Origin of the sequence: Cellulosimicrobium funkei (assembly GCF_004519295.1) — a bacterium.
Taxonomy (GTDB): domain Bacteria; phylum Actinomycetota; class Actinomycetes; order Actinomycetales; family Cellulomonadaceae; genus Cellulosimicrobium; species Cellulosimicrobium funkei.
The window spans coordinates 254,849-276,615 of record NZ_SOZH01000008.1; the positions used below are offsets into that span (position 1 = coordinate 254,849).

General features: G+C 75.9%; 15 protein-coding genes. 4 read left to right on the plus strand and 11 right to left on the minus strand.

Annotated features, from left to right (window positions below; translation table 11 throughout):
- Window positions 1–4 precede the first annotated feature (4 nt).
- Together topA and E1O70_RS14755 are read right to left on the minus strand one after the other, a co-directional pair.
- Window positions 5–2,782 carry a type I DNA topoisomerase gene (topA, locus tag E1O70_RS14750; protein WP_061266595.1) on the minus strand — a complete coding sequence of 926 codons (2,778 nt, stop codon included), beginning with the start codon at window positions 2,780–2,782 and terminating at the stop codon, window positions 5–7.
- A gap of 155 nt (window positions 2,783–2,937) precedes the next feature.
- Window positions 2,938–4,059 (minus strand): phosphatase PAP2 family protein, encoded by a 1,122-nt coding sequence (locus E1O70_RS14755; RefSeq protein WP_240696715.1) that lies wholly within the window; start codon window positions 4,057–4,059, stop codon window positions 2,938–2,940.
- Window positions 4,060–4,207: 148 nt separating this feature from the next.
- On the opposite strand from E1O70_RS14755, the gene E1O70_RS14760 reads away from it, so the two are divergent.
- Window positions 4,208–4,906, plus strand: coding sequence for a TetR/AcrR family transcriptional regulator (locus E1O70_RS14760; protein WP_061266593.1), 699 nt, complete (start codon window positions 4,208–4,210; stop codon window positions 4,904–4,906).
- Between the two features lie 4 nt (window positions 4,907–4,910).
- Here E1O70_RS14760 and E1O70_RS14765 read toward each other — a convergent pair whose 3' ends face one another.
- Genes E1O70_RS14765 through E1O70_RS14775 form a run of 3 tightly spaced genes read right to left on the minus strand, consistent with a single transcriptional unit; the run spans window position 4,911 to window position 10,992 of the window.
- Complete coding sequence (locus E1O70_RS14765; RefSeq protein ID WP_082774173.1) at window positions 4,911–8,555, minus strand: ATP-binding protein; 3,645 nt, start codon at window positions 8,553–8,555, stop codon at window positions 4,911–4,913.
- Window positions 8,555–9,310 carry a DUF4194 domain-containing protein gene (locus E1O70_RS14770; RefSeq protein ID WP_205688660.1) on the minus strand — a complete coding sequence of 252 codons (756 nt, stop codon included), beginning with the start codon at window positions 9,308–9,310 and terminating at the stop codon, window positions 8,555–8,557. Before E1O70_RS14770 ends, E1O70_RS14765 begins: the two co-directional genes overlap by 1 nt.
- Window positions 9,307–10,992, minus strand: coding sequence for a DUF3375 domain-containing protein (locus tag E1O70_RS14775; protein WP_061266592.1), 1,686 nt, complete (start codon window positions 10,990–10,992; stop codon window positions 9,307–9,309). The genes E1O70_RS14770 and E1O70_RS14775 overlap by 4 nt, the downstream gene beginning before the upstream one ends.
- A 341-nt stretch (window positions 10,993–11,333) precedes the next feature.
- On the opposite strand from E1O70_RS14775, the gene E1O70_RS14780 reads away from it, so the two are divergent.
- Entirely contained in the window at window positions 11,334–12,032 is a 699-nt protein-coding gene (locus E1O70_RS14780) for a vitamin K epoxide reductase family protein (protein ID WP_240696716.1), read from the plus strand.
- An 85-nt stretch (window positions 12,033–12,117) separates the two neighbouring features.
- On the opposite strand, the gene E1O70_RS14785 is transcribed toward E1O70_RS14780, so the two are convergent.
- The 6 genes from E1O70_RS14785 to E1O70_RS14810 all read right to left on the minus strand — a co-directional run bounded on the left by E1O70_RS14785 (window position 12,118) and on the right by E1O70_RS14810 (window position 18,604).
- Complete coding sequence (locus E1O70_RS14785; protein ID WP_061266661.1) at window positions 12,118–13,614, minus strand: S1 family peptidase; 1,497 nt, start codon at window positions 13,612–13,614, stop codon at window positions 12,118–12,120.
- Between the two features lie 117 nt (window positions 13,615–13,731).
- Entirely contained in the window at window positions 13,732–14,703 is a 972-nt protein-coding gene (locus tag E1O70_RS14790; protein WP_061266591.1) for a LysR family transcriptional regulator, read from the minus strand.
- Between the two features lie 42 nt (window positions 14,704–14,745).
- Complete coding sequence (locus E1O70_RS14795; RefSeq protein ID WP_082774172.1) at window positions 14,746–16,449, minus strand: DUF7059 domain-containing protein; 1,704 nt, start codon at window positions 16,447–16,449, stop codon at window positions 14,746–14,748.
- A 110-nt stretch (window positions 16,450–16,559) separates the two neighbouring features.
- A complete protein-coding gene (locus E1O70_RS14800) occupies window positions 16,560–17,090 on the minus strand; it encodes a hypothetical protein (protein ID WP_128957560.1) in 531 nt (176 codons plus the stop codon).
- Between the two features lie 108 nt (window positions 17,091–17,198).
- Entirely contained in the window at window positions 17,199–17,810 is a 612-nt protein-coding gene (locus tag E1O70_RS14805) for a hypothetical protein (RefSeq protein ID WP_128957561.1), read from the minus strand.
- Window positions 17,811–17,893: 83 nt separating this feature from the next.
- Window positions 17,894–18,604 (minus strand): DUF981 family protein, encoded by a 711-nt coding sequence (locus E1O70_RS14810; RefSeq protein WP_021482095.1) that lies wholly within the window; start codon window positions 18,602–18,604, stop codon window positions 17,894–17,896.
- A 95-nt stretch (window positions 18,605–18,699) separates the two neighbouring features.
- Here E1O70_RS14810 and E1O70_RS14815 point away from each other — a divergent pair, with 95 nt between their 5' ends.
- Window positions 18,700–19,335: a TetR/AcrR family transcriptional regulator gene (locus E1O70_RS14815; RefSeq protein WP_061266588.1), complete on the plus strand. Its 636-nt coding sequence runs from the start codon at window positions 18,700–18,702 to the stop codon at window positions 19,333–19,335.
- 123 nt (window positions 19,336–19,458) lie between these two features.
- Window positions 19,459–21,756, plus strand: coding sequence for an exo-beta-d-1,3/1,6-glucosidase (locus tag E1O70_RS14820; protein WP_240696717.1), 2,298 nt, complete (start codon window positions 19,459–19,461; stop codon window positions 21,754–21,756).
- Window positions 21,757–21,767: the final 11 nt, after the last annotated feature.

Below are 21,767 nucleotides of genomic sequence, written 5' to 3' on the forward strand. Positions count from 1 at the left end.
GCGGCTACTTCTTGGCGGCCGTCTTCTTGGCAGGGGCCTTCTTCGCGGCCGGCTTGCGGGCCGTGGTGCGCTTCTTCGCCGGGCCCTGCGCGCGCTTCTCCGCGAGGAGCTCGATCGCCTGCTCGGGCGTGATCGACTCGGGCGTGACGTCGCGGGGCAGGGTGCGGTTCGTCTCGCCGTCGGTGACGTACGCGCCGAACCGGCCGTCCTTGACGACGATCGGCTTGCCGCTGTTCGGGTCGTCACCGAGCTCGCGCAGCGGCGGCGTCGCGGCACGCTGGCCGCGCCCGCGCTTGGGCTGCTTGTACAGCTCGAGCGCCTCGTCGAGGGTGACGGTGAACATCGACTCCTCGTCGGGCAGCGACCGCGAGTCGGTGCCCTTCTTGAGGTACGGGCCGTAGCGGCCGTTCTGCGCGGTGATCTCCTCGCCGGACTCCGGGTCCGTCCCCACGACGCGCGGCAGCGACAGCAGGCGCAGCGCGTCGTCGATCGTGATCGTGTCGAGCGACTGCGTCTTGAGCAGCGACGCCGTGCGCGGCTTGGGCTGCGCGGCCTTCGCCTTCTTCTGCGCGGCGGCCGAGAGGCTCGTGTCGATCGGAGGCAGGTCGAGCACCTCGGTGACGTACGGGCCGTAGCGGCCCGCCTTCGCGATGATCTCGTGACCGGACACCGGGTCGGTGCCGAGCACCTTGCCGTCGTCGGCGCCCGCGGCGAGCAGCTCGCGCGCCTTGGCGACCGTCAGCTCGTCGGGGGCGACGTCGTCGGGCACGGACGCGCGCGGCGGGTTCTCGCCCTCCTTGACGGGGACGGAGAGGTCCTCCACGTAGGGCCCGTAGCGCCCGACGCGGAGCTGGATGCCCTCGCCGATCGGCACCGAGTTGATGCCGCGCGCGTCGATGTCGCCGAGGTTCGCGACGAGGTCGCGCAGGCCCTCGGCGTCCTCGCCCTTCGCGGCATCGCCGAAGTAGAACTCGGTGAGCCACGCGACGCGGTCACGGCGACCGGCGGCGATCTCGTCGAGGTCGGCCTCCATGCGCGCGGTGAAGTCGTAGTCGACGAGCCGGTCGAAGTGCTCCTCGAGCAGCCGCACGACGGCGAACGCGAGCCAGCTCGGCACGAGCGCCTGCCCGCGCGAGAGCACGTACCCGCGGTCCTGGATCGTCGAGATCGTCGAGGCGTACGTCGACGGCCGCCCGATCCCGAGCTCCTCGAGCGCCTTGACGAGGCTGGCCTCGGTGTACCGGGGCGGCGCGGACGTGGAGTGCCCGTCGGCGGTGAGGTCGTCGGCGCGCAGGGCGTCGCCCTCGCTCATCTGCGGCAGGCGCGCCTCGTCACCGCCCTTGGCCCCGACGACGGGCGCGTCCTCGGCGTAGCGGTCGACGTCCGAGCTCTCCTCGTACGCGGCGAGGAAGCCGCGGAACGTGATGACGGTGCCCGACGCGGCGAACACCGCGTCGCGGCCCGCGACGTCGCCCGCGGCGGCCGAGAGGGTCGCGCCGAGGCGGACGGACGCCGTCGACCCCTTCGCGTCCGCCATCTGCGACGCGACGGTGCGCTTCCACACGAGCTCGTAGAGCTTGAACTGGTCGTCGCTCAGCTCGCGCTTGACCTGCGCGGGCGTGCGGAACGAGTCGCCCGCGGGGCGGATCGCCTCGTGCGCCTCCTGCGCGCCCTGGTTCTTCGCGGCGTAGACGCGCGGCTTCTCCGGGACGAACTCGGGGCCGTACAGCTCGGCCGCCTGGCGGCGGGCCGCCGTCGTGGCCTCGGCCGACAGCGACGGCGAGTCCGTACGCATGTAGGTGATGTAGCCGTTCTCGTACAGCGACTGCGCGGTGCGCATGGCCTGGCGCGACGACATGCGCAGCTTGCGGCTCGCCTCCTGCTGGAGGGTCGACGTCGTGAACGGCGCCGCGGGACGGCGCGTGTACGGCTTGGTCTCGAGCGAGCGCACCGCGAACGCCGCGTCCGCGAGGCCGGTCACGACGGCGCGCGCCGTCGTCTCGTCGAGGTGCGCGACGCCGTCGCGCGCCGCCGCAGGCTTGAGCTGCCCGCGGTCGTCGAAGTCGCGGCCCGAGGCGACGCGCGCGTCGCCGAGCTGCACCAGCCGGGCGCCGAACGCCTTGCCCGCGTCCGGTGCCGACGCGTCCGCGTGCTCGAAGGTGCCCGTGACGTCCCAGTACTCGGCGGGGACGAACGCCATGCGCTCGCGCTCGCGCTCGACGACGAGGCGCGTCGCGACCGACTGCACGCGGCCGGCCGAGAGCCCCTGGGCGATCTTGCGCCACAGCACGGGCGAGACCTCGTAGCCGTAGAGGCGGTCGAGGATGCGGCGCGTCTCCTGCGCGTCGACGAGGTGCTCGTCGAGGTCGCGCGTGTTCTGCAGCGCCCGCTGGATGGCCTCGCGCGTGATCTCGTGGAAGACCATGCGCTTGACCGGGACCTTGGGCTTGAGCGCCTCGAGGAGGTGCCACGCGATGGCCTCGCCCTCGCGGTCCTCATCGGTCGCGAGGTAGAGCTCGTCGGCGTCCTTGAGCGCGCGCTTGAGCTCGGCGACCTTCTTCTTCTTGTCCGCATAGACCTCGTAGTACGGGTCGAAGCCGTGGTCGACGTCGACCGCGAACTTCCCGTACGGGCCCTTCTTCATGTCCGCGGGCAGCTCGGACGGCTGCGGCAGGTCGCGGATGTGCCCGACGCTCGCCTCGACCTCGTAGTCGTCGCCGAGGTAGCCCTGGATCTTGCGAGCCTTGGCGGGCGACTCGACGATCACGAGCTTGCGTGGCATCCGATCCTGCTTTCGTCCGTGCGTACGTGTCCGTGGCGGGCGCTCCCTGCCCGACGGCGGCGGGCCCCGCCGGGGCCCCGGCGACCCGGACGACCGTCCGGTCGCCCGCCGTGGCAGCCTACGACGTTACTCCCGTCGCGCCAGCCGCACGCACCCTACCCCCGAACGGGACGCGGGTCGGGGCGGGCTGTGGACTGCCGGACGAGGAGCAGGACCGCGAACGCCGCAGCCGTCACCGCCAGCACGCCCGCGACGCCGCCCGCGTAGGCCGTCATCTCCTGCGCCGCCGTCGTGCCCCACGTCGCGGGCGTCGCGCGCAGCGCGAGCAGCGCCCCGACGCCCGCCGCGGCCGCGCCGAGCAGGAGGAGCACAGCCGTGACGGTGGAGCCGGGCGTGGGCCCGGCGCCCGGGTCGAGCGACGACCTCGGCGTGAAGACGCACACGAGCGCGGCCCACGCGAGGACGACGAGGACGGCGGCGACGACGTCGCTCGGGCGGTGCCACTGGCCGACCAGGGTCGAGACCCCGGTGGCCGCGGTGTACGCGCCGCCGAGGACGGCGACGAGCGCCCGGGCGCCGCGCGGCACGACGAGCAGCAGCGCGGCGGCGACCGACCCCGCGACGGTGGTGTGGCCGCTGGGCAGCGAGTTCTCCCAGTGCCAGCCACCGATGAGCTCCTCGCGGCCGAGGAGGGAGTGCTTGACGAGCTGCGTCGTGACGTTCGCACCGACGACGAGGAACGCGACCTGGACCGCGAGGCCCCAGCGACGGCGCAGGAGCGCGATGCCCATCGCGGCGCCCAGGCCGCCCACGACGAACGCGACCGAGACCGTGTCGAGAACCGGTTCGGCGACCGCCCAGAGCTCTCCCTGGCCGGTCACGGCGCCGTCGAACGCGGCCCGCTCGAGCATCTGCCCGGCGAACGTGTCGACGAAGAACCGCCACACGAGCCACGCCCCCGCGACCGCGAGCAGCGCGACGACGGCCGCGACCACGCGCGAGCCGGTGCTCGGCCCGTCAGGACCTGGGACGGCGTGCGCGTGCGGCGCCCGGCGCGGCGCCGGGGCGGAGGGACCGCCCGCGGCGGCCTGCGGGACGGGCGGGTACGGGGTCCCGGCGGAGGGCGCTGCGGCGGGGCCCGCGGGGGGCACTGCGGCGGGCGGCGGCGCGGCCGCCGGTCCGGGCGTGGGCGGCATCGGCTGCGTCGCCGGGAGCGGCCGCGTACCCGCCCCGCCGCTGGTCCGCAGCGGCCGGGTCGGGGCGTGGTCGGAAGGCATCCCACCACCGTAGAGGACGCGTGTGCGCATTCGGGGAAGACGGCGGGAAGAGCTGCGGGCGCTGCCCCGGACCGGTCCGGGGCAGCGCCCGCCCGTCCGGGCCGAGTGGCCCGGGCACGGCGTCACGGGCCGCCAGTAGGGTGACGGCATGACCGACGCCTCCTCCGCGCCGAGCGACTCCGCGTCCTCCCGGAGCCCGCGGCCCCGGCGCCCGCGCCCCGGGACCGCCGAGCGGAGGGAGGAGATCCTGCGCGCGGCGATGCGCGTCTTCGGGTCGCGGGGCTACCACCAGGGGTCGCTCGCCGAGGTCGCCGAGCAGGTGGGCATCACGCACGCCGGCGTGCTGCACCACTTCGGGTCCAAGGAGCGCCTGCTCACCGAGGTCCTCGCGTCCCGCGACCGCGACGGCGTCGCGCACCTCGAGGGGCAGCACATGCCGGGCGGGCTGGACCTGTTCCGGCACCTCGTCGCGACCGCCGCGGCGAACGCCGAGCGCCCCGGGATCGTGCAGACCTACACGGTCCTCGCGGGCGAGGCCGTCACGGACGACCATCCCGCCCGCGCGTGGGTCACCGCGCGCTTCGCCGGGCTGCGCGCCGACGTCGCCGGCGCGCTCCGCGAGGTCGTCGAGGAGCGGCGGGCCGCGGGCGACGAGACGGCGGCCGTGCCGGACGACCGCGCGCTCGACCTCGCCGCGTCGACGATCATCGCCGCGATGGACGGCCTCCAGACGCAGTGGCTGCTCGAACCCGACGCCGTCGACCTCGCGGAGGCGACCGCGTTCGCGATCGAGGCCGTCCTCGCCGCGACCCTGGCGGGCGCCCGCCGCCCCCGCCCGCTCGCCTGACGCGCTACGTCGCCACGCTCTCCGGCACGGGATCGGGCACCGGCTCGGCCGCGGGCTCGGCACCGCCGTCCGACGGCGCGGCGTCGCCCTCCCGGCGGCCCTCGCGGTACGCGGCGATGGACAGCGTCCGCAGGCGCGACGACCGGCCGGTGGGGTTGTCGACGAACCCGACGGCCGAGATGTAGGGCTCGATGACGTGGATCTTCTGCAGCGGCGTGACGATGAGCAGCTGCAGCCCGAGGCGGCGGAACAGCTCGAGCGCGAAGCGCGTCGACTCGTCCGACCCCCGCCCGAACGCCTCGTCGATGACGACGAACCGGAACGCCGTCGACCGCACCGCGCCCCAGTCGAGCTTGAACTGGTAGGCGAGCGACGCCGCGAGCACGGTGTACGCGAGCTTCTCCTTCTGGCCGCCGGACTTGCCGCCGGAGTCGGAGTAGTGCTCGTGCTCGGAGTCGTCGGCGCGGGACCGCTCGGACGCGGAGAGCACGAACCAGTTGCGCACGTCGGTCACGCGGCGGCGCCACGCCTCGTCGAGGTCCGTCATGCCCTCGCGGCCGCGGAACCGCTCGACGAGCGCCTTGACCCGCAGGAACCGGTCCTCCGAGTACGACAGCGCGCCGTCGGCGAGCGACCCGTCGCCCTCGGCGAGCGCGCGGTCGTCCTCGGCGAGGATCCCGTCGCCGTCGGTGCACGCGCGCAGGTCCTGCTGGAACTCGCGCACCTCGAGGTTGGGCGTGCGCGACATCTCCAGACGGATGTACCGGCCCGGGTTGTAGTCGATCGCGCGGAGCGAGTCGTTGATCGTGTCGATCCGGTCGCGGATGACGTCGGCCTGCTTGGCGAGCTCGGCCGCGAAGCCCGCGATGTCGCGGATCGCGTTCGTGTTGAGGTACGCCTTGAAGTCGGCCTCGAACCGCGGGAGGTCGTCGCGCACGAGCCGGTCGTGGATCTCGCGGTAGCCGTCGGCCGACCGCACGTCCGCGTCGAGCTCCGCCGTCTCGACCGGGTACGCCGACCGGAACGAGGCCATCTGCCCCGCGATCCGCGTCCCGAGGTCCGCGCGCTCGCGCTGCGCCTGCTCGGCCTCGGCCGTGAGCCGCGAGCGCACCGCGTTCTCGACCGCGTCGAGGTCGGCCGCGCGCGTCGGGCCGTCGGCGGCGCCGCCCGGGCCCACCGTGCCGAACCCGGCGAGCTCGCGGTCGAACTCCGCGGCGAGGGCCGCCGTCGTCTCCTCGTCGAGCGTCTCGCCCGCGCCGTCGAGCACGGCGCGCGCCCGCTCCCGCGCCGTCCGCGCCTCGTCGAGCGCGTGCCGGTCGGCGCCGAGCGTCGCGACGACGCGGTCGCGCTCCGCCTCGAGCTCCGCCTGGCGGCGCGCGTTGTCGTCGAGGAGCGCCGCGAGGCGGCCGAGCTCGTCGCTCGCCTGCTCGAGCCGCCGCTTCTCCTCGGCGAGCTCGGCGATGCGCGCCGTCTCGGCCCCGCGGTCGAGCTCGTCCCAGTCGCGGTAGACGTCGAGCCGCCCGAGCGCGGCGGAACGGGCCTGGAGCGCCTCGCGCGTGGCGGCCGCCTCGTCCCGACGCCGTGCGAGCGCGTCGCGACGCGCCGTGACCTCGGCGGCCTGCTCGAGCAGCGCGTCGATCTTCGCCTGGGTCGACCAGCCCAGCACGTAGCCCCGGCGGTCGTCGACCGCGCGCGTGTCGTTCTTCTCGTGGTGGTCGGGCGAGTGCTTGACCTGGCCGGCCCGCGTGATCGCGCGCGGGAGCCGGCGGAACGCGTCGAGGTCCGGCGCGCACGCGTGGTCGGCGCGGCGCTCGAGCTCGGCCTCGACCCACGTCGTGAGGGTCGGCGCGTCGTCGAGACGCCGCACGTCGAGCAGGTCGGCGAGGAGCGGGACGCCGTCCTCGCGCGGCGCCGGCCGGGCGGCGGGGACGCGCTCGGGCACCCGGTGGTAGACGAGCCGCAGCCCGAGGTGCTCACGGTCGACCCACGCGGACACCGCGTCGTAGTGCACCGCCGGCACGAGGAGCGAGAGCGCGAAGCCGCGCAGCACGCGCTCGGCCGCACCCTCCCAGTCGGCGTGCTCGGGGCGGACGGCGAGCAGCTCGCCCACGAAGGGGACGTCGCCCGGCGCGAGCCCGACGCCGTCGCACAGCCGGTCCCGGACCTCCAGGTGGGTGCGCGGCAGGTTGGACCGGCGGTCGGCGAGGCTCGCGAGCTCGGCCTTGACGTCGGCGGTCTCCTGCTCGACGGCGCGCACCTGCGCCGCGACCTCGCTCGCCTGCTCCTCGGCCCGGGCGAGGTCGTCGCGCACGCGCACGGCGGCGTCGTCGGCCGCGCGGCGGAGCGCCGCGAACGCGTCGGCATCGACGAGCGCGGCGGCCACCGCGCCCGCCGTGGCGCCCTGTCCCGGCCCCGCCGGGCCGGAGTCCCCCGCCGCGGCGTCGGCGCCGTCCGGGGCGCCGAGCGTCAGGCCGGCCGCCGCCGCGTAGCCGGCGAGCTGGGCGACGCGGCGCTCGCGCGCGGCGCGCTCGACCTCGCGGCGCGCGACCTCGCCCTCGATCGCGGCGAGCCGGTCGCCGCCGTGGCCCGCGCGCTCGAGCTCGAGCCGCTGGCGCTCGGCGCCGAGCAGCCCCAGCTCGTCGACGACGCGGCGACGGCGGGCCTCGCCGTCGGCCACGCGCTCGTCGAGGGCGGCGGTGAGACCGTCGAGGTCCGCCACGCGACGCGACGCGGTGAACGCGCGCAGGGCGTCGCGGCGCGCGACGAGCGCCTCGGCCCGCTCCCCGAGCGCGTCGTGCGCGTCGCAGTCCGCGAGCAGGGGCGCGAGCCGCTCGATCTGGGCGGTGGCCCGCACGACGGCGTCGTGGGCGCTCGTCAGGTCGTCGAAGTGCGCGACGAGCCGGTCCGTCCAGCGGTCGGCGTCGAACGGCTCGAGCATGTGCTCGCGCACGAACTCGCCGAGGTCGCCGACCGACTTCATCGACACCGTCTGGTGGAACAGGTCCATCGCCTGCTCCGACGGGATGCCGAGCAGGCGGCGGAAGTCCCGCCCGTAGTCGGGGAAGTGGTCGCGCACCTGCGCGCCGGACTCGCGCAGGCGGCGGCGCAGCGCCGTGACGTCGCCGCCGAAGCCCGCGAAGTCCTCGGTGATCGTCAGCGGGCGGTCCGCCGTCACGAAGAAGCGGTCCGGCTGGCCCGCCTGGCCCGGGGCGAGCCAGAACACCTGCGCGAGCGTGACCTCCTGGTCGAACCCGCGGTTCGAGAACCGCCCCAGCACGACCGAGTACGTGCCGCGCTCGCGCAGGCCCACGTGGCGCGTCGTGCCCGTCGCCTCGTCGCGCTCGGACTTGTAGTGCCCCGCGACGTACGAGCGCAGCGACCGCTCGCGCGCGCCCGCCCCGGCGGCCTTGTTGTACGAGATCCGGTGCGACGGCACGAGCAGCGTCGTCACCGCGTCGACGATGGTCGACTTGCCCGAGCCGATGTCGCCGGTCAGCAGGGCGTTACGACCGTCGAGGTCGAACGCCCACACGCGCTGGTCGAACGTGCCCCAGTTGAGCACCTCGAGCCGTTCGAGCCGGAACCCGGCGCGCGCGTCGAGGTCGGCCGCCGGGTCGTGCAGCTCGACCGCGCTGAACAGGCCCTCCATCACGCCACCGTCCTCGTCGTCGTCGTCGCCGTGCCCGTCGCCAGGCCTGTCCCCGCGCCCGCCGCCCCCGTGCGCGTCCCCGCCCCCGGGACGGCGCCCTCGGCGGCGAGCTCCAGGTACTGCGCGAGGCGCGCGTCGAAGTCCGCGAGCCACTGCGCGTCGACGAACGCCTTGAGGATGCGGCGCACCTCGTACCGCCGGGTCTCGGCGTCGGCCGGGTCGCCGGAGTCTCCCGGCGGGGCGGCGTCAGGCCCGTCCGGGTCCGGGCGCCCCGCCGGGCGCAGGAAGCCGAGCTCCACGACGCGCCGCACGAGCGCGTCCACCCGGTCCACGAGCCGCGCCTCGTTCGCCGCGGCGCCCGCGTCCTGGGTGAGGAAGACCCGCAGCAGGTCGACGATCTCCGAGCGCGTGAGCACGAGGCGCGTCTCGCCGCCCTCCGAGTCCGCCTGCGCGAGCCGCTTGCGCAGCAGGGCGAGCAGCAGGCTGACGTCGAACGGCAGCTCGCGGCGCGGGATCAGCCGCGGCACGCGCTCGTCGCGCTCGTGCTCGGGCTGGGAGCGCAGGTAGGCGTAGCCGTCGCCCTCGTCGACGACGACCTGCAGCCCGAGCATCGCGACGGCGTCGCGCACCTGCGCCTCGCGGGCGAGCAGGTCGCGCCACAGCGCCTCGCCGGACTCGCGGTAGACGACGCCCTTGAGCAGCGACGTCACGACGACGGACAGCTCCGGGTCGCGCGCGGTGCGAGTCGTGCTCACGGGGTCTCCTCCGGGCTCGGGTCGGGGGCGGCGTCGGGTCGTGCGTCGAGCACGGCGGGGTGCGGGGCGGGGGGCCCGCCGGGCGGGGAGCCGCTCGTCCGCCGCGCGTACGTGACGCGGGGCAGGCGCGCGACGCGCACCACCGGCTCGGGTGCGCCGTCCTCGGCGACGGGCCCCGCCGGGGCCTCGCCCTCCCAGCGCACCTCGTCGCTGCGCTCGTCGTCGTGCACGACGACGAACCGCGGGTCCTCGAGCGACAGGTACGTCACGAGCTCGGCCAGCCCGTGCTCGAGCGGCGCGTCGGCGAGCAGGTCCGCGAGCGCGACCTCCCCCGGGCCGCCGGGCCGCGAGAGCGTCGCGCGGACCGTGCGCGCGAGGCGCTCCGGGTCGACGTGCACCTGGTCGTACAGCGCGTCGACCTCGAAGTCGTCGTCGCCGACCTCGACGTGGTCGGAGTCCAGGCGGGCCGTGGGCCGCGGCGTGAAGAGCGGCCGCTCCGTCGGCAGCACGACCTCGGGGGCGACGGCGTCGACCGGCATCCCCGGCGGGGCGCCGGCGCGGCCTGCCGCGCGGGCGACGTCGCGCGCGGCGAGCGCCTTCGCCTCGACGCCGCGCAGGATGTCCATGACCCGCCGGTTCTCGAGCCAGACCTGGTCGTCGAGGAAGCGGCGGAGCTGCTCGGAGAGGGTCCGCACGGTCGCCTGGGTGCGCTCGCCGGCGTCGAGCCAGTCGTAGTGGACGCGGCGCAGGCGGCGGTGCTCCTGCTCCCGGGCCGCGGCCTGCGCGGCGGCGTCCACGACCGGGCCGGGCGTCCCGGGGGCCGGCCGGACGACGTCGGGCGCGATCGCGTCGAGGGACTGCACGCGCTCGACGAGCGCGGCGAACTCCTCCTGGCGACGCCGGTCGAGGAGGAAGTCGTAGAACGCGTGGAACGACCGCCCCTGGTCCGACTCCGCGATGGCCGTGCGCGACCGCACGACCTCCTCGAGCAGCTCGCCCTTCGCGCCGTCCCAGCCCGTGATGCGCTCGCGCAGCTCCCGGTCGAGGGAGCGGAAGTTCGCCTCGACCTCGCGGAAGTCGGAGAGCAGGTCGGCCGCCGTCTGGGTGAGCTGCTGGTAGCGGTCGCGCTGCGCCGCCGCGTCGAGGACGGCGACGCGCCCCGCGCGGACCTGGGCGATCTCGTCGTCGATCGCGGCACGGCGCTCCTCGAGCTCGCGCAGGCGCTCCGCCGGGTCCGTCTGCGTGCCGACGGCGAGCTGGCGCAGCAGCTCGAAGACGGTGTTGAGCCGCGACTCGGTGCCGACGAACCCGCGCCCGCGCAGCGACGCGACCCAGCGCACGGCCTGCTCGACGGCGGGCGTCGCGTCGTAGTGCGGCTCCGCCGAGCCGGGCGGGTACCAGGCGCGCAGCCAGCCCTGGTCCGGGTGCGTCCAGTGGTCCACGTACGCCTGCGGGGCGCGCGGGTACCGCGGCTCCGTGCCGGAGGCGCGCGCGGCCCGGCCGTCGACGGCCCACAGGTGGTCGTCGAGGCGCGCGACGAGCTCGCTCTCCGGGATGGCGCGCACGTTGTCCTCGACGAACAGCGTGCCGAGGAACGAGAGCACGAGCGGCGCCGTGTCCGCGCGCAGGAGCCGCCACGCCGCGCTCGACCGTCGCAGGGAGTCGACGTCGTCGTGCTGCACGCAGGTCCTCTCGGGCGGGGCGGGTCGGTGCCCGGCGCGGCGGCCAGGGCGCGCCACGCGAGGGGGCGCCCCCAGATCTTAGGGCGGACCGCCCGCACCGCCCCCACGACCCACCGCGAGGCTGCCCTCCCGACGGGCTCGGCGGGCGTCCGACCGGTCGCCCGGGACCGCCCGAGAAGCGCCCCGGATCCGGGACCATGGTCCCTGTCGGCCCCGCGGCGCACGTTCGTACGCTGGGTGCGGCGCCGGGCCGGCAGCGCGCCCACCCTGCCGGCCGGCGCCACCTTCTGCCCCGCCCGCCGGACCTCTCCGGCGGGGCCCCGCGGACCCGAGGACCGCCCGTGACCGGAACGACCACCGCGCTCGCGGACGACGCCCGCTCGCCCGGCCCGACGGCGTCGGGCCCGACGCCGGACGCGGGCTTCGACCCCTTCGCCCGGCCCACCGGCTGGACCCACTCCCGCGGCGTGCTGTTCGGCGAGATGCTGCTGTTCGGGCTGCTGAGCCTCACCGCGGCGTTCGTGCTGTCGTACGACGCGGTCCTCCTCGCCGGGGACCCCGGCGCGGTGCTGTCGTGCGACGTCAACACCGTGCTGTCGTGCGGGACGGTCGCGCAGTCGTGGCAGGCGCAGGTGTTCGGCTTCCCCAACGCGTTCCTCGGGCTGATCGCGGAGCCGATCGTCATCACGACGGCGGTCGCGGCGCTCGGCGGGACCCGCTTCCCCCGGTGGTTCCTCTTCGCCGCGCAGTGCGTGTACCTGCTCGGGGTCGTGTTCGCGTACTGGCTCTTCTACCAGTCGATGTTCGTCATCGGGGCGCTGTGCCCGTGGTGCCTGCTCATCACGGTCTCCACGACGCTCGTGTTCGCGTCGCTCCTGCACTGGAACGTCCTGGAGGACAACCTCTACCTGCCGCGCGGCGTCCAGGCGCGCCTGCTCGGGTTCGTGCGGTCGGGCGCGTACGGCTACCTCGTCGCGGCGTGGCTCGTGGGCCTCGCCGCCCTCGTGCTGCTCAAGTACGGCCCGGCGCTGCTGGCCTGACGGCCCCACGCGGCCGAGCACGAGGCTGCTCCCGGGAAGCGGACGGGAACGACGGCGACCTCGTGCTCGGCGCGCGGCGGGCGGGTCAGGGCGTCGTCGCCCCCAGCGTGTAGGCGCCCGAGCCGGAGTACGCCTGGACGACGAACCGGTAGTAGCCCGCGGCCCCCGAGTAGGAGACGGACTCGTTCGCGCCCGGAGAGGTCGACTGCGCGACCGTCGCCCATGTCGACCCGTTCCAGCGCTGGAGGTAGAGGTCGAAGTCGGCACCGCTCGGACCGCTCACGCACGCGCGGTGCGTCCCGGCGGCCCCGGCCGTGTAGTACGACCCGTCGGGCTGGACCGCCGTCGTGCCCGCGGCGAGCGACCCGGAGTACGTGCGGGCGTAGCCGCTGCAGCCCGTCGGCGGCTGCGGCGTGCCTCCCCCGCCGTCGCTCGTGAGGAGCGTCAGGCCGTATGCCGAGAGGATCTCGCCCACCGGCTGGAAGTACGTCGTCCCGCCGGAGCTGCAGTTCCCGGACCCGCCGGACGTCACGCCCTGCGCCTGGTTGCCCGCGAGGAGCGAGCCGCCCGAGTCGCCGGGCTCGGCGCACACCGTCGTGCGGATGAGGCCCGTGACGGTCCCCTGCGGGTAGGTGACGGACGCGTTGTACGCCTGGACGGTGCCGCAGTGCCAGCCGGTGGTCGAGCCCGAGCGGCAGACGGAGGCCCCGACCGGCGCCTGCGTCGCGCCCGCGACCGCGACGCGGCCCCCGGCGTAGTTGTTCACCGCGCCGACAGGCGTGTTGCCCGCGTCGACCTGGACCCACGCGTAGTCGTTGCCCGGGAAGCTCGACCCGCGGAACGTGCCCGCCGGCCCGGACGTGCGCGCACCGGTCGAGCCGCAGTGCCCGGCGGTGACGAACCCGCCCTGGACCGCGAACCCGACGGAGCACCGGCTGCCGCCGCCGATCGTGTACGCGTTGCCGCCCACGACGTCGATCAGCGGCCGCGGGGACTCCGTCGTCTCCTCGTACGTGACCGCGTCGGCGGGCACGCCCGCGGCGGCGACCTGGGCGGCGACGTCGGCCTGGCCGCCCTCGCGCACCGAGACGACGACGCGGTTGCGCGTCACGTCGACGTACCAGCCCGGCAGCGCCGCCGGGTCGTCGGCGAGCGCGCCGTCGAGCGTCGCGCGCCAGGTCTCGAGTTCGGCGAGCGTGTGGTCGACGTCGACCGCGGTGGCGCCCTCGGCGCGCACCGTGCGCGCGTCGGCGGCGTCGGTGACGCCGACGTAGAGGACGTTCGCGGCGTCGTCGACCCACGCGCCCGCGTAGTCGGCGCCGAGGCGCTGCTCGAGCGCGGCCTCGGTGCCCGCCGCGTCGGACTGGAAAGCGAGGCGCGTCCGTGCGTCCCGCGCGCTGAGGCCCAGGTCGCGCTCCAGCGCGCGCTCCAGGCCGGGGGCCGTCTTGGGGACCGCGCGCACCGTCGCGCGCTGGTCGTCTGGTGCGGGCGTGGCGGCGACGGCGTGCGTCGCGGCCCCGCCCGCCAGGAGCGTCGCCGCGGCGGTGACCGCGGCGAGCCTCCTGCGGAGTGGTCGTGTCATGTCGTCCATTCCCTTCGCCGGGCCCGGGTGGCCCGGTCGAGGCCACGCTAGGGACGCGTCCAGGGCGCGCCCAGATCACGATCAGGTCATACGCGGGCGCTATGTGCGGGCTCGCCCCTACGCGGTCTCCACCGGGTGCTCGGCGCGCCACCGCCGGTAGCGGGGCGAGCGCTGCACGGCGTCGCGGTGCGCGCCCGTCGCGGCCCGCAGGACCGCGTCGACCGGGAGGCGGTCGACGGCGTCGCGCCGCCACCCCACGTGGTGCGTCCAGCGCAGCGGGGCGCCCTCGAGCGCGACGGTCCGCACGCCGGGGGCGTCGAGGAGCACGGGCTGGACGAGCGCGACGGCGTGCCCGCCGCGCACCTGGTCGATGCACGACGTGCGGTCCGACTCCCCCATCGCGCGCGGCGTGAAGCCCGCCCGCGCGCACGCCCCCACGAAGCAGCGCTCGAAGCACCCGCTCCCGGGGGCCGTGAGCCACAGCGCGTCGGCGAGCTCGCCCAGCCCGACGGCGTCGCGCCCGGCGACGGGGTGGTACTCGTCGACGAGCACGAACACCGGGTCGGTGGACACCGCCGTCCACACCAGGCCCCCGGCGGCGGGCGGGGACGCGTCGCCGCACATCCCGACGAGCGCGACGTCGAGCGTGCCGCTCGCGAGCCGGTCCGCGGTCTCCTCGACGGACCACGACGTCGCCGTCGTGACGAGCAGGTCGTCGACCCCCAGCGCTCCGGGCAGCGCGGTGTGCAGCCGGCTCGCGAACAGGCCGCCGATCGCGGAGCTCACCGTCCCCACGTGCACGCGGCCGACCGTGCCGTGCTCGCTCGTGAGCCGCCGGGCGTCGTCGACCAGCGCGGACATGGCGGGCAGCACGACGCGCGCGTGCCGCAGCACGAGCTCGCCGAGCTCCGTGGGGCGCGCGCCCTGCCGGTCGCGCGTGAAGACGCACCCGCCGAGCGTACGGTCGATCCGGTTGAGCTGGGCGGTGAGGGCGGGCTGCGCGAGGCCCAGCGACGCCGCCGCCTTGGTCACGCTGCCCGTCTCGGCCACCGTCACGATCATGCGCAGGTGCCGCACCTCGAGGTCCATGCCGCCCCAACGTATCGGTGCGGCCGGGGCGTGTCGCGCGCGTCAGCCCACGGGTGCGAGGAAGCCGTCGCGCACGAGCCCGCGCACGTCGGGCAGGAGCTCGCCCGCGAGGTCCTCGGCGCCGACCTCGAACAGCGCGGCGATCGCTCCCACGAGCTGGCCGACCGTCAGCTCGCCGTCGCTCGCGCCGACGAGCGCGGCGAGCCCCGTCGTCGCCCGCACGGCGCGGCCCAGACCGTCGCCCTGGCGCAGCAGGACGACCGTGGGGTCCGGCGCGCCGGGCGTGTGGAACCGCTCCTCCGTGACGTCGGGCGCGACGGCGAGCCGCTCGCCCGCGAGGGCCGCGTCGTCGCGCGCCGCGAGCCAGTCGTGCGCCGCGAGCGACGCCGCGAGGTGCGCGCCGAGCGGCTGGCGCACCGACCCGGTGTGCTCCTCGAGCCGCCGCAGCGTCGGGCGGGCGCCCGCGAGCGGACGGCGCAGCGTGACGATGCCGAAGCCGACGGCCTCCACGTCGCGCGCGGCGAAGTCGTCGAGCCACGCGCCGTACGCAGCCGCCCACGCCGCGGGCTCGCGCTCGGGGGTCGTGCCGCCGTCGCGGATCCAGGTCTCGGCGTACTCCGCGGGGTCGAGCACCTCGCGCTGGACCACCCAGCCGTCGAGGCCGGCCTCGTCGAGCCACGCGCCGACGCGCTCGTCCCACGGCACGCCCCGGCGGTGCTCCCAGTTGCCGAGGAGCTGTGCCACGCCGCCGGGCTCGAGCACGGCCCCGACCCCGGTCACGAGGTCGCGCACGAGGTCGTCGCCCGACCGGCCGCCGTCGCGGTACTCGTAGTCCGGGAGCGCGCCACCGGCGGCGCGCGGCGTGATGACGAACGGGGGGTTCGACACGACGAGGTCGAACCGCTCGCCCGCGACCGGCTCCAGCATCGAGCCCTCGCGCAGCTCGACCCGCCCGGCCGGTGCGGCGCCTCCGGGCCCGGCCGCCCGGGAGTCCCCGGAGTCCTCGTCGAACGCGGCGTTGAAGGCGGCGTTGAAGGCGGCGTTGAACGCGGCGAAGCCGAGCGCCCGGCGCGAGATGTCCGTGCCGACGACAGCGCGCGCGTGCCGCGCGGCGTGCAGGGCCTGGATGCCGCAGCCCGTGCCGAGATCCAGCACGCGCCCGACCGGCGTCCGGACCGTCACCTGGGCGAGCGTCAGGGACGCGCCGCCCGCGCCGAGCACGTGGTCCGGGGCGAGCCGGCGGCCCGTCGCGAGCTCGCCCAGGTCCGACGACAGCCACCACGTGACGGGGCCCGCGGCGTCGGTCGCCGCGTACGGCCGCAGGTCGACGAGCGCGCGCACCGCGTCGTCGTCGCCCGCGCCCGCCGCCTCGACGAGACCCAGCCGCCGTGCGCCGTCGACCCCCGTCCGCCCGAGCGCCGCGTCGAGGGCGCGCCGGGGCACGTCGTCGCCGAGGAGGAAGAGGGCGGCGAGAGCGGCCGTGGGGTCGGCCTCCTCCCGACCGCGGTCGCGCAGCGCGCGCCGCGCCGGGACGGCCTGCTCGCGGTGCAGCGCGGCGGACGCGACGGGACCGAGCACGCGCTCGACGCCGTCGACCGTGAAGTCCGCCGCCGCGAGGTCCTCGCGCAGCGTCGCCGCGGCGGCCGCGAGGTCGGCGGGGGCGAGGCCGGCGCCGGGCGGGACGGGGCCGGGCCCGTCCGCGACGGTGCGCGACGACGGGCTCGGGGTGCTGGAGGCGGGAGGCATGGCTCCATCCTCACCGATCCGCGCGCGGCTGCCGAGGGCCCGCGCCGCCCCGGACGCGACGGACCCCCGGCTCGCCGAGGCGTGCCGAGGGTCCGTGGGGGAGGTCGTCGTCAGCAGTTCTGCGTGCCGTAGACCGCGACGTTCTGCGCCGAGGTCTGGAAGGTCTCGTCCGTCATGAGCGACGTGATCGAGGAGATGTCCGCGTTCGCCGGGTCGGCGACCGCGGTCTCGAGCGTGTCCGTGAGCTGGCGGAAGACGCCCGTGACGTTGTCCCAGTCGGTGCTGATCTCGGCCGGGGCCTCGGCGGCCTCGAGCGACGCCGTGAACGTCTCGAACTGCGTCACGGCGGCGGCCGGGTCGCTCGTGTCGATCGAGCTCAGGGTCGTCTGGGCGTCGAGCAGGGCGTCGTAGGCGGTGCAGAAGTCGCCCGACGCCTCGGTGTCGGCGGACTCCTCCTCGGTGGGCTCCTCGGACGGGGTGGTCTCCTCCTCGGCCGACGTGCTGGTCTCCTCCGCCGGCGTGGTCTCGGAGTCGGTGCTCGCGTCGTCGCCGGAGCCACCGCAGGCGGCCAGGCCGAGCACGAGGAGGGCGCTCGTCGCGAGGGCGGTCGTGGTCTTGGTGATCGTCAGTCGGGTGCGCATGACGACCATGGTTTCCCACGGACGCGCGTCGCGCGCCCTCAAATCCTCGAAGTGGGGACCGCTCCCCATGTGGCCATCGCCACGGGGTGAAGTTCCGGCGGGTGCCGGTCAGCGCGCGCAGCCGGCCCGGAAGTACTCGGTGACGGCCCGGGACGACGACGTGAGCGCCGCCGTGTCGATCCGGCGCCCCACGCGGTCGATCGCCCGCGACAGCTCGCCCGTGTCCCGCGTGCCGGTGGCCTCGACCTCGTCCGCGATCATCGTGAGGTAGGTCGTGACGACGGCCCAGTCGCGCGCGACCGCCACGGGCGGGGTGGCCCCGGCGAGCGTGTCGCGGGCGGTGGTGAACCCCTCGACGAGGGCCTCGGGGTGGTCGACCGTGAGGTTGACCTGCGCCTTGGCCGCCGCGCCCCACGCGACCTCCGCCTCCCGGCACGCCGGGTCGACGGCGCCCGCCCCCGGGTCCGTGCCGTCGTCGGGCGCGGTGGGGTCCGACGTGTCGGGGTCCGTGCCGTCGGCGGGTGCCGCGCCGTCGTCCGCGCCGTCCCCGGCACCCGGGGACGACGCCGCGGGGGCGGCGGGCGGGGGCGGTGCGGCGGCGGGTGCTGCGCCCGGGAGGGCAACGACGTCGAACGCCCCGCTCGCGACGACGGCGAGGCACAGCCCGGCGACGACGGCGAGGACCGCGGCGTGGGCCACGGCGCGCACCGGTGATTGCATGGCCCCTATGATGACGCCTCCCGCGGGCGCGAAGAACCCCGCGGGCCTGGTCGGCCGGCGGGGTCCTCGGGGTCGCCGCGGCGTCAGCCCATCGTGTTGACGATGAGGCCGATGTGGGTGAAGAAGTTCATCGCGCCGAACAGCAGGAACGCGACGCCGGACAGGCCCCAGGCCCACCCGATGACGACCCGCACGACGCGCCGCCCGGAGCGGACCGCGAACGGGAAGAGGATCGCGCCGACGCCCACGAGCGCGATGAGCCCGGACATGAAGATCGCCTCGACGAGCGGGTAGGCGGCGAACGCGCCGGAGATCGGCTCCTCCGGCGGCGCGGCGAAGAGCTGGTACGTCACGCCGGCGATCGCGATGGCGACGAGACCGAGGCCCATGCCGAGCACGAACACCGACACGGGGCGCGCGACGGCCTGCAGGTGCTCGGTGGCGTCGGCCCGCTCGAGCGCGGCGCGGCCGCGCGTCCAGAGGTAGAACGCGGCGGCGAGGAGCAGCACGCCGAACGCGAGGCTCGTCTCGCCGAAGATGATGTTGTCGAACGGGAAGCCGCCCGCGGCGAGCGGCCACGTGAGCGTCATGTGCAGCCCGGTCGCCGTGAGGATCGTGCCCAGCACGCCGAACGCGAGCGACCAGCCCTCCACGACGATCTTCCCGGGCGCCCGCAGCAGCTCGCGGCCGAGCATGACCAGCAGGATCAGCCCGGCGCCGACGGCGACGGACATCACGGTGTTGTAGGTGGGCATCTGTGCCCAGTCGATGACGAGCCCCTCGGCGGCGACCATCCTTCTCCACTCCTCGTTCGTTCCACGGGCCGCGCTCGCGGTCCGAGGGCGATAACCATACGCACGTATAGGTTATTCCTCACTACGATGGCCGCGTGGACGACGCTGCGGGTGCCCGGGACCGGTCGGCGACGAGCGGCGCGCGGGGCGCGCGCACCACGGTGCAGGGGCGCAGCGCGGAGCGGCAGCGCGCGATGGTCGACGCCGCCGCGCACCTGCTCATCGACCAGGGCTTCGCCGCCGTGACCCACCGGCAGGTCGCCCGCGCCGCGGGCGTGCCGCAGGGGTCGGCGTCGTACTACTTCCCGACGAGCGCCTCGCTCGTCGCCGCCGCCGTCGAGGCCGCGGAGGACGTGCGCGCGACGGCCGCGCAGGAGCACGCCGACGCCCTCGCCCACCGGCGCCGCTCGAGCACCGCGACGGCGCGCGAGCTCATCGAGACGCTGTACGCCCCGCACGTGGACGACTCGGTGGTCGACGTGCGCCTCGACCCCATGCTCACGGCCATGCGGGACCCGGCGCTGCGGCCGATCATGCGCGCGTCGCGCCCGCGCCTGCTGGCGGCCGCGCGGACGGTGCTCGACGCGTCGGGCCACGGGCACGTGACGGACACCGACCTCGTCGCGCACGTCGTGGACGCGGCGCTGCTCTCGGGGGCCGCCGCGGAGGACGGCCACGTGCTCGACCACGCGACGCGGACCGTCGCCCGCTTCCTCGACCACTGGCACTGACGGCGCAAACTTACTGACCAGTTACTTGGTTTCCGGTAGAGTGACGGCGCCCGGTCCGCCGACGCCGTGCCCGCACCCGCGGCGCCGCCGGGTGCCGTCGCCGCCGCCGTGGAAGGACCGTCCGTGAGCACCCTGCCCTACCTCGACCCCGCCGTGCCCGTGGCCGACCGCGTCGAGGACCTCCTCGCCCGCATGACGCTGCCCGAGAAGGTCGGCCAGATGCTCCAGCTCGACGCGCGCGACGGCGTCGGCCCCGCGGTGCTCGAGAAGCACGCGGGCTCGCTGCTGCACACCTCGCCGGAGAACGTCCTCACCGCGCACGAGCTCACCGGGCAGACGCGGCTGCGCATCCCCCTGCTGCTCGCCGAGGACTGCATCCACGGCCACTCGTTCTGGGTCGGCGCGACGATCTTCCCCACGCAGCTCGGCATGGCCGCGACGTGGGACCCCGCGCTCGTGGAGCAGGTCGCGCGCGCGACCGCGGTCGAGGTCGCCGCGACCGGCGTCCACTGGACCTTCTCCCCCGTGCTCTGCATCGCGCGCGACCTGCGCTGGGGCCGCGTCGACGAGACGTTCGGCGAGGACCCGTTCCTCATCGGCGAGCTCGCGTCCGCGATGGTCCGCGGCTACCAGGGCGACGGGCTGTCCGACCCGACGGGCGTCCTCGCCACGGCGAAGCACTTCGCGGGCTACTCCGAGACGCAGGGCGGCCGCGACGCGAGCGAGGCCGACATCTCGCAGCGCAAGCTCCGGTCCTGGTTCCTGCCCCCGTTCGAGCGGGTCGCGCGCGAGGGCTGCGCCACGTTCATGCTCGGCTACCAGTCCATGGACGGCGTGCCCGTCACCGTGAACGGCTGGCTGCTCGACGACGTCCTGCGCGGCGAGTGGGGCTACACCGGCACGCTCGTCACGGACTGGGACAACGTGGGCCGCATGGTCTGGGAGCAGCACATCCAGCCCGACTACGTGCACGCGTCCGCCGCGGCCGTGCGCGCCGGCAACGACATGGTCATGACGACGCCGCGCTTCTTCGAGGGCGCGCTCGAGGCGGTGGACCGCGGCCTCGTCGAGGAGGCGGCGATCGACGCCGCCGTCCGGCGCATCCTCACGCTCAAGTTCCGCCTCGGCCTGTTCGAGGACCCGCGTCGCCCGGACGTCGCGCGCCAGCAGGCGGTCATCGCGTCGGCCGAGCACGCCGCGGTGAACCTCGAGGTCGCGCGCCGCTCCCTCGTGCTCCTCGCCAACGACGGCACCCTCCCGTTCGCGGGCGGGCTCGACCACGACGCCGGGACGCCCGACGGCCGGGCCCTCGCCCCGGCCGGGGCGCCCGCCCGGAGGATCGCCGTCGTCGGCCCGAACGCGGACGACGACCACACGCAGCTCGGCGACTGGGCGGGCGCGTCGGGCCAGGCCGACTGGCTGCCCGACGGCCACCCGCGCGAGATGACGACGACCGTGCTCGACGGCTTCCGCGCGCTCGCCCCGGAGGGCTGGGCCGTGACCCACGCGCGCGGCGCCGACATCCTCACGCTCGCGCCCGACCCCGAGGGCGAGCTGTTCCCCGACGGGCAGCCGCGGCCGCAGGTCGTCGTCCCGGCCGCGCCCGACGACGCGCTGATCGCCGAGGCCGTCGCCGCCGCGCGCGACGCCGACCTCGCCGTCGCCGTGGTGGGCGACCGCATCGAGCTCGTGGGCGAGGGGCGCTCGACCGCGACGCTCGAGCTCGTCGGCGGCCAGGTCGCGCTGCTCGACGCCCTCGTCGCCACCGGCACCCCCGTGGTCGTGGTCGTCGTCGCGTCGAAGCCGCTCGTGCTGCCGCCGTCGGCGCACGCGGCGGCGGCGGTCGTCTGGGCGGCCAACCCCGGGATGCGCGGCGGCCAGGCCGTCGCCGAGCTCGTGCTCGGGCTGATCGAGCCCGAGGGCCGGCTCCCGATCTCGTTCGCACGCCACGCCGGCCAGCAGCCCACCTACTACAACGTGGTGCGCGGCCAGCACGGCGTCCGCTACGCCGACCTCACGCAGAGCCCCGCGTTCGCGCTCGGCGAGGGCCTGAGCTACACCACCGTCGAGTACGCCGACCTGCGGGTGCTCGGCACCGAGCACGGGCCCGACGACGTCGTGCGCGCCGAGGTCACGCTGACGAACACCGGCTCGCGCCCGGTGCGCGAGACCGTCCAGGTCTACGTGAGCGACACCGTCACGTCGGTGACGTGGGCCGAGAAGGAGCTCAAGGCCTACCGCAAGGTGGACCTCGCGCCGGGCGAGTCGGCGACCGTCGGCCTCGAGGTGCCCGTGGCGGACTGCACGCTCGTCGACGCGCGCGGGCGCCGCGTCGTCGAGCCGGGCGCGTTCGAGCTGCGCGTCGGGCCGTCGTCGCGCGAGGACGCGCTCCTGCGCGCGTCGTTCACCGTCGCGGGCTAGTCCCGCGCACG

Coding starts and splice junctions, on each gene's coding strand:
- topA (WP_061266595.1), bottom strand. CDS start 2,782: ATGCCACGCAAGCTCGTGATCGTCGAGTCGCCCGCCAAGGCTCGCAAG.
- E1O70_RS14755 (WP_240696715.1), bottom strand. CDS start 4,059: ATGCCTTCCGACCACGCCCCGACCCGGCCGCTGCGGACCAGCGGCGGG.
- E1O70_RS14760 (WP_061266593.1), top strand. CDS start 4,208: ATGACCGACGCCTCCTCCGCGCCGAGCGACTCCGCGTCCTCCCGGAGC.
- E1O70_RS14765 (WP_082774173.1), bottom strand. CDS start 8,555: ATGGAGGGCCTGTTCAGCGCGGTCGAGCTGCACGACCCGGCGGCCGAC.
- E1O70_RS14785 (WP_061266661.1), bottom strand. CDS start 13,614: ATGACACGACCACTCCGCAGGAGGCTCGCCGCGGTCACCGCCGCGGCG.
- E1O70_RS14790 (WP_061266591.1), bottom strand. CDS start 14,703: ATGGACCTCGAGGTGCGGCACCTGCGCATGATCGTGACGGTGGCCGAG.
- E1O70_RS14795 (WP_082774172.1), bottom strand. CDS start 16,449: ATGCCTCCCGCCTCCAGCACCCCGAGCCCGTCGTCGCGCACCGTCGCG.
- E1O70_RS14800 (WP_128957560.1), bottom strand. CDS start 17,090: ATGCGCACCCGACTGACGATCACCAAGACCACGACCGCCCTCGCGACG.
- E1O70_RS14805 (WP_128957561.1), bottom strand. CDS start 17,810: ATGCAATCACCGGTGCGCGCCGTGGCCCACGCCGCGGTCCTCGCCGTC.
- E1O70_RS14810 (WP_021482095.1), bottom strand. CDS start 18,604: ATGGTCGCCGCCGAGGGGCTCGTCATCGACTGGGCACAGATGCCCACC.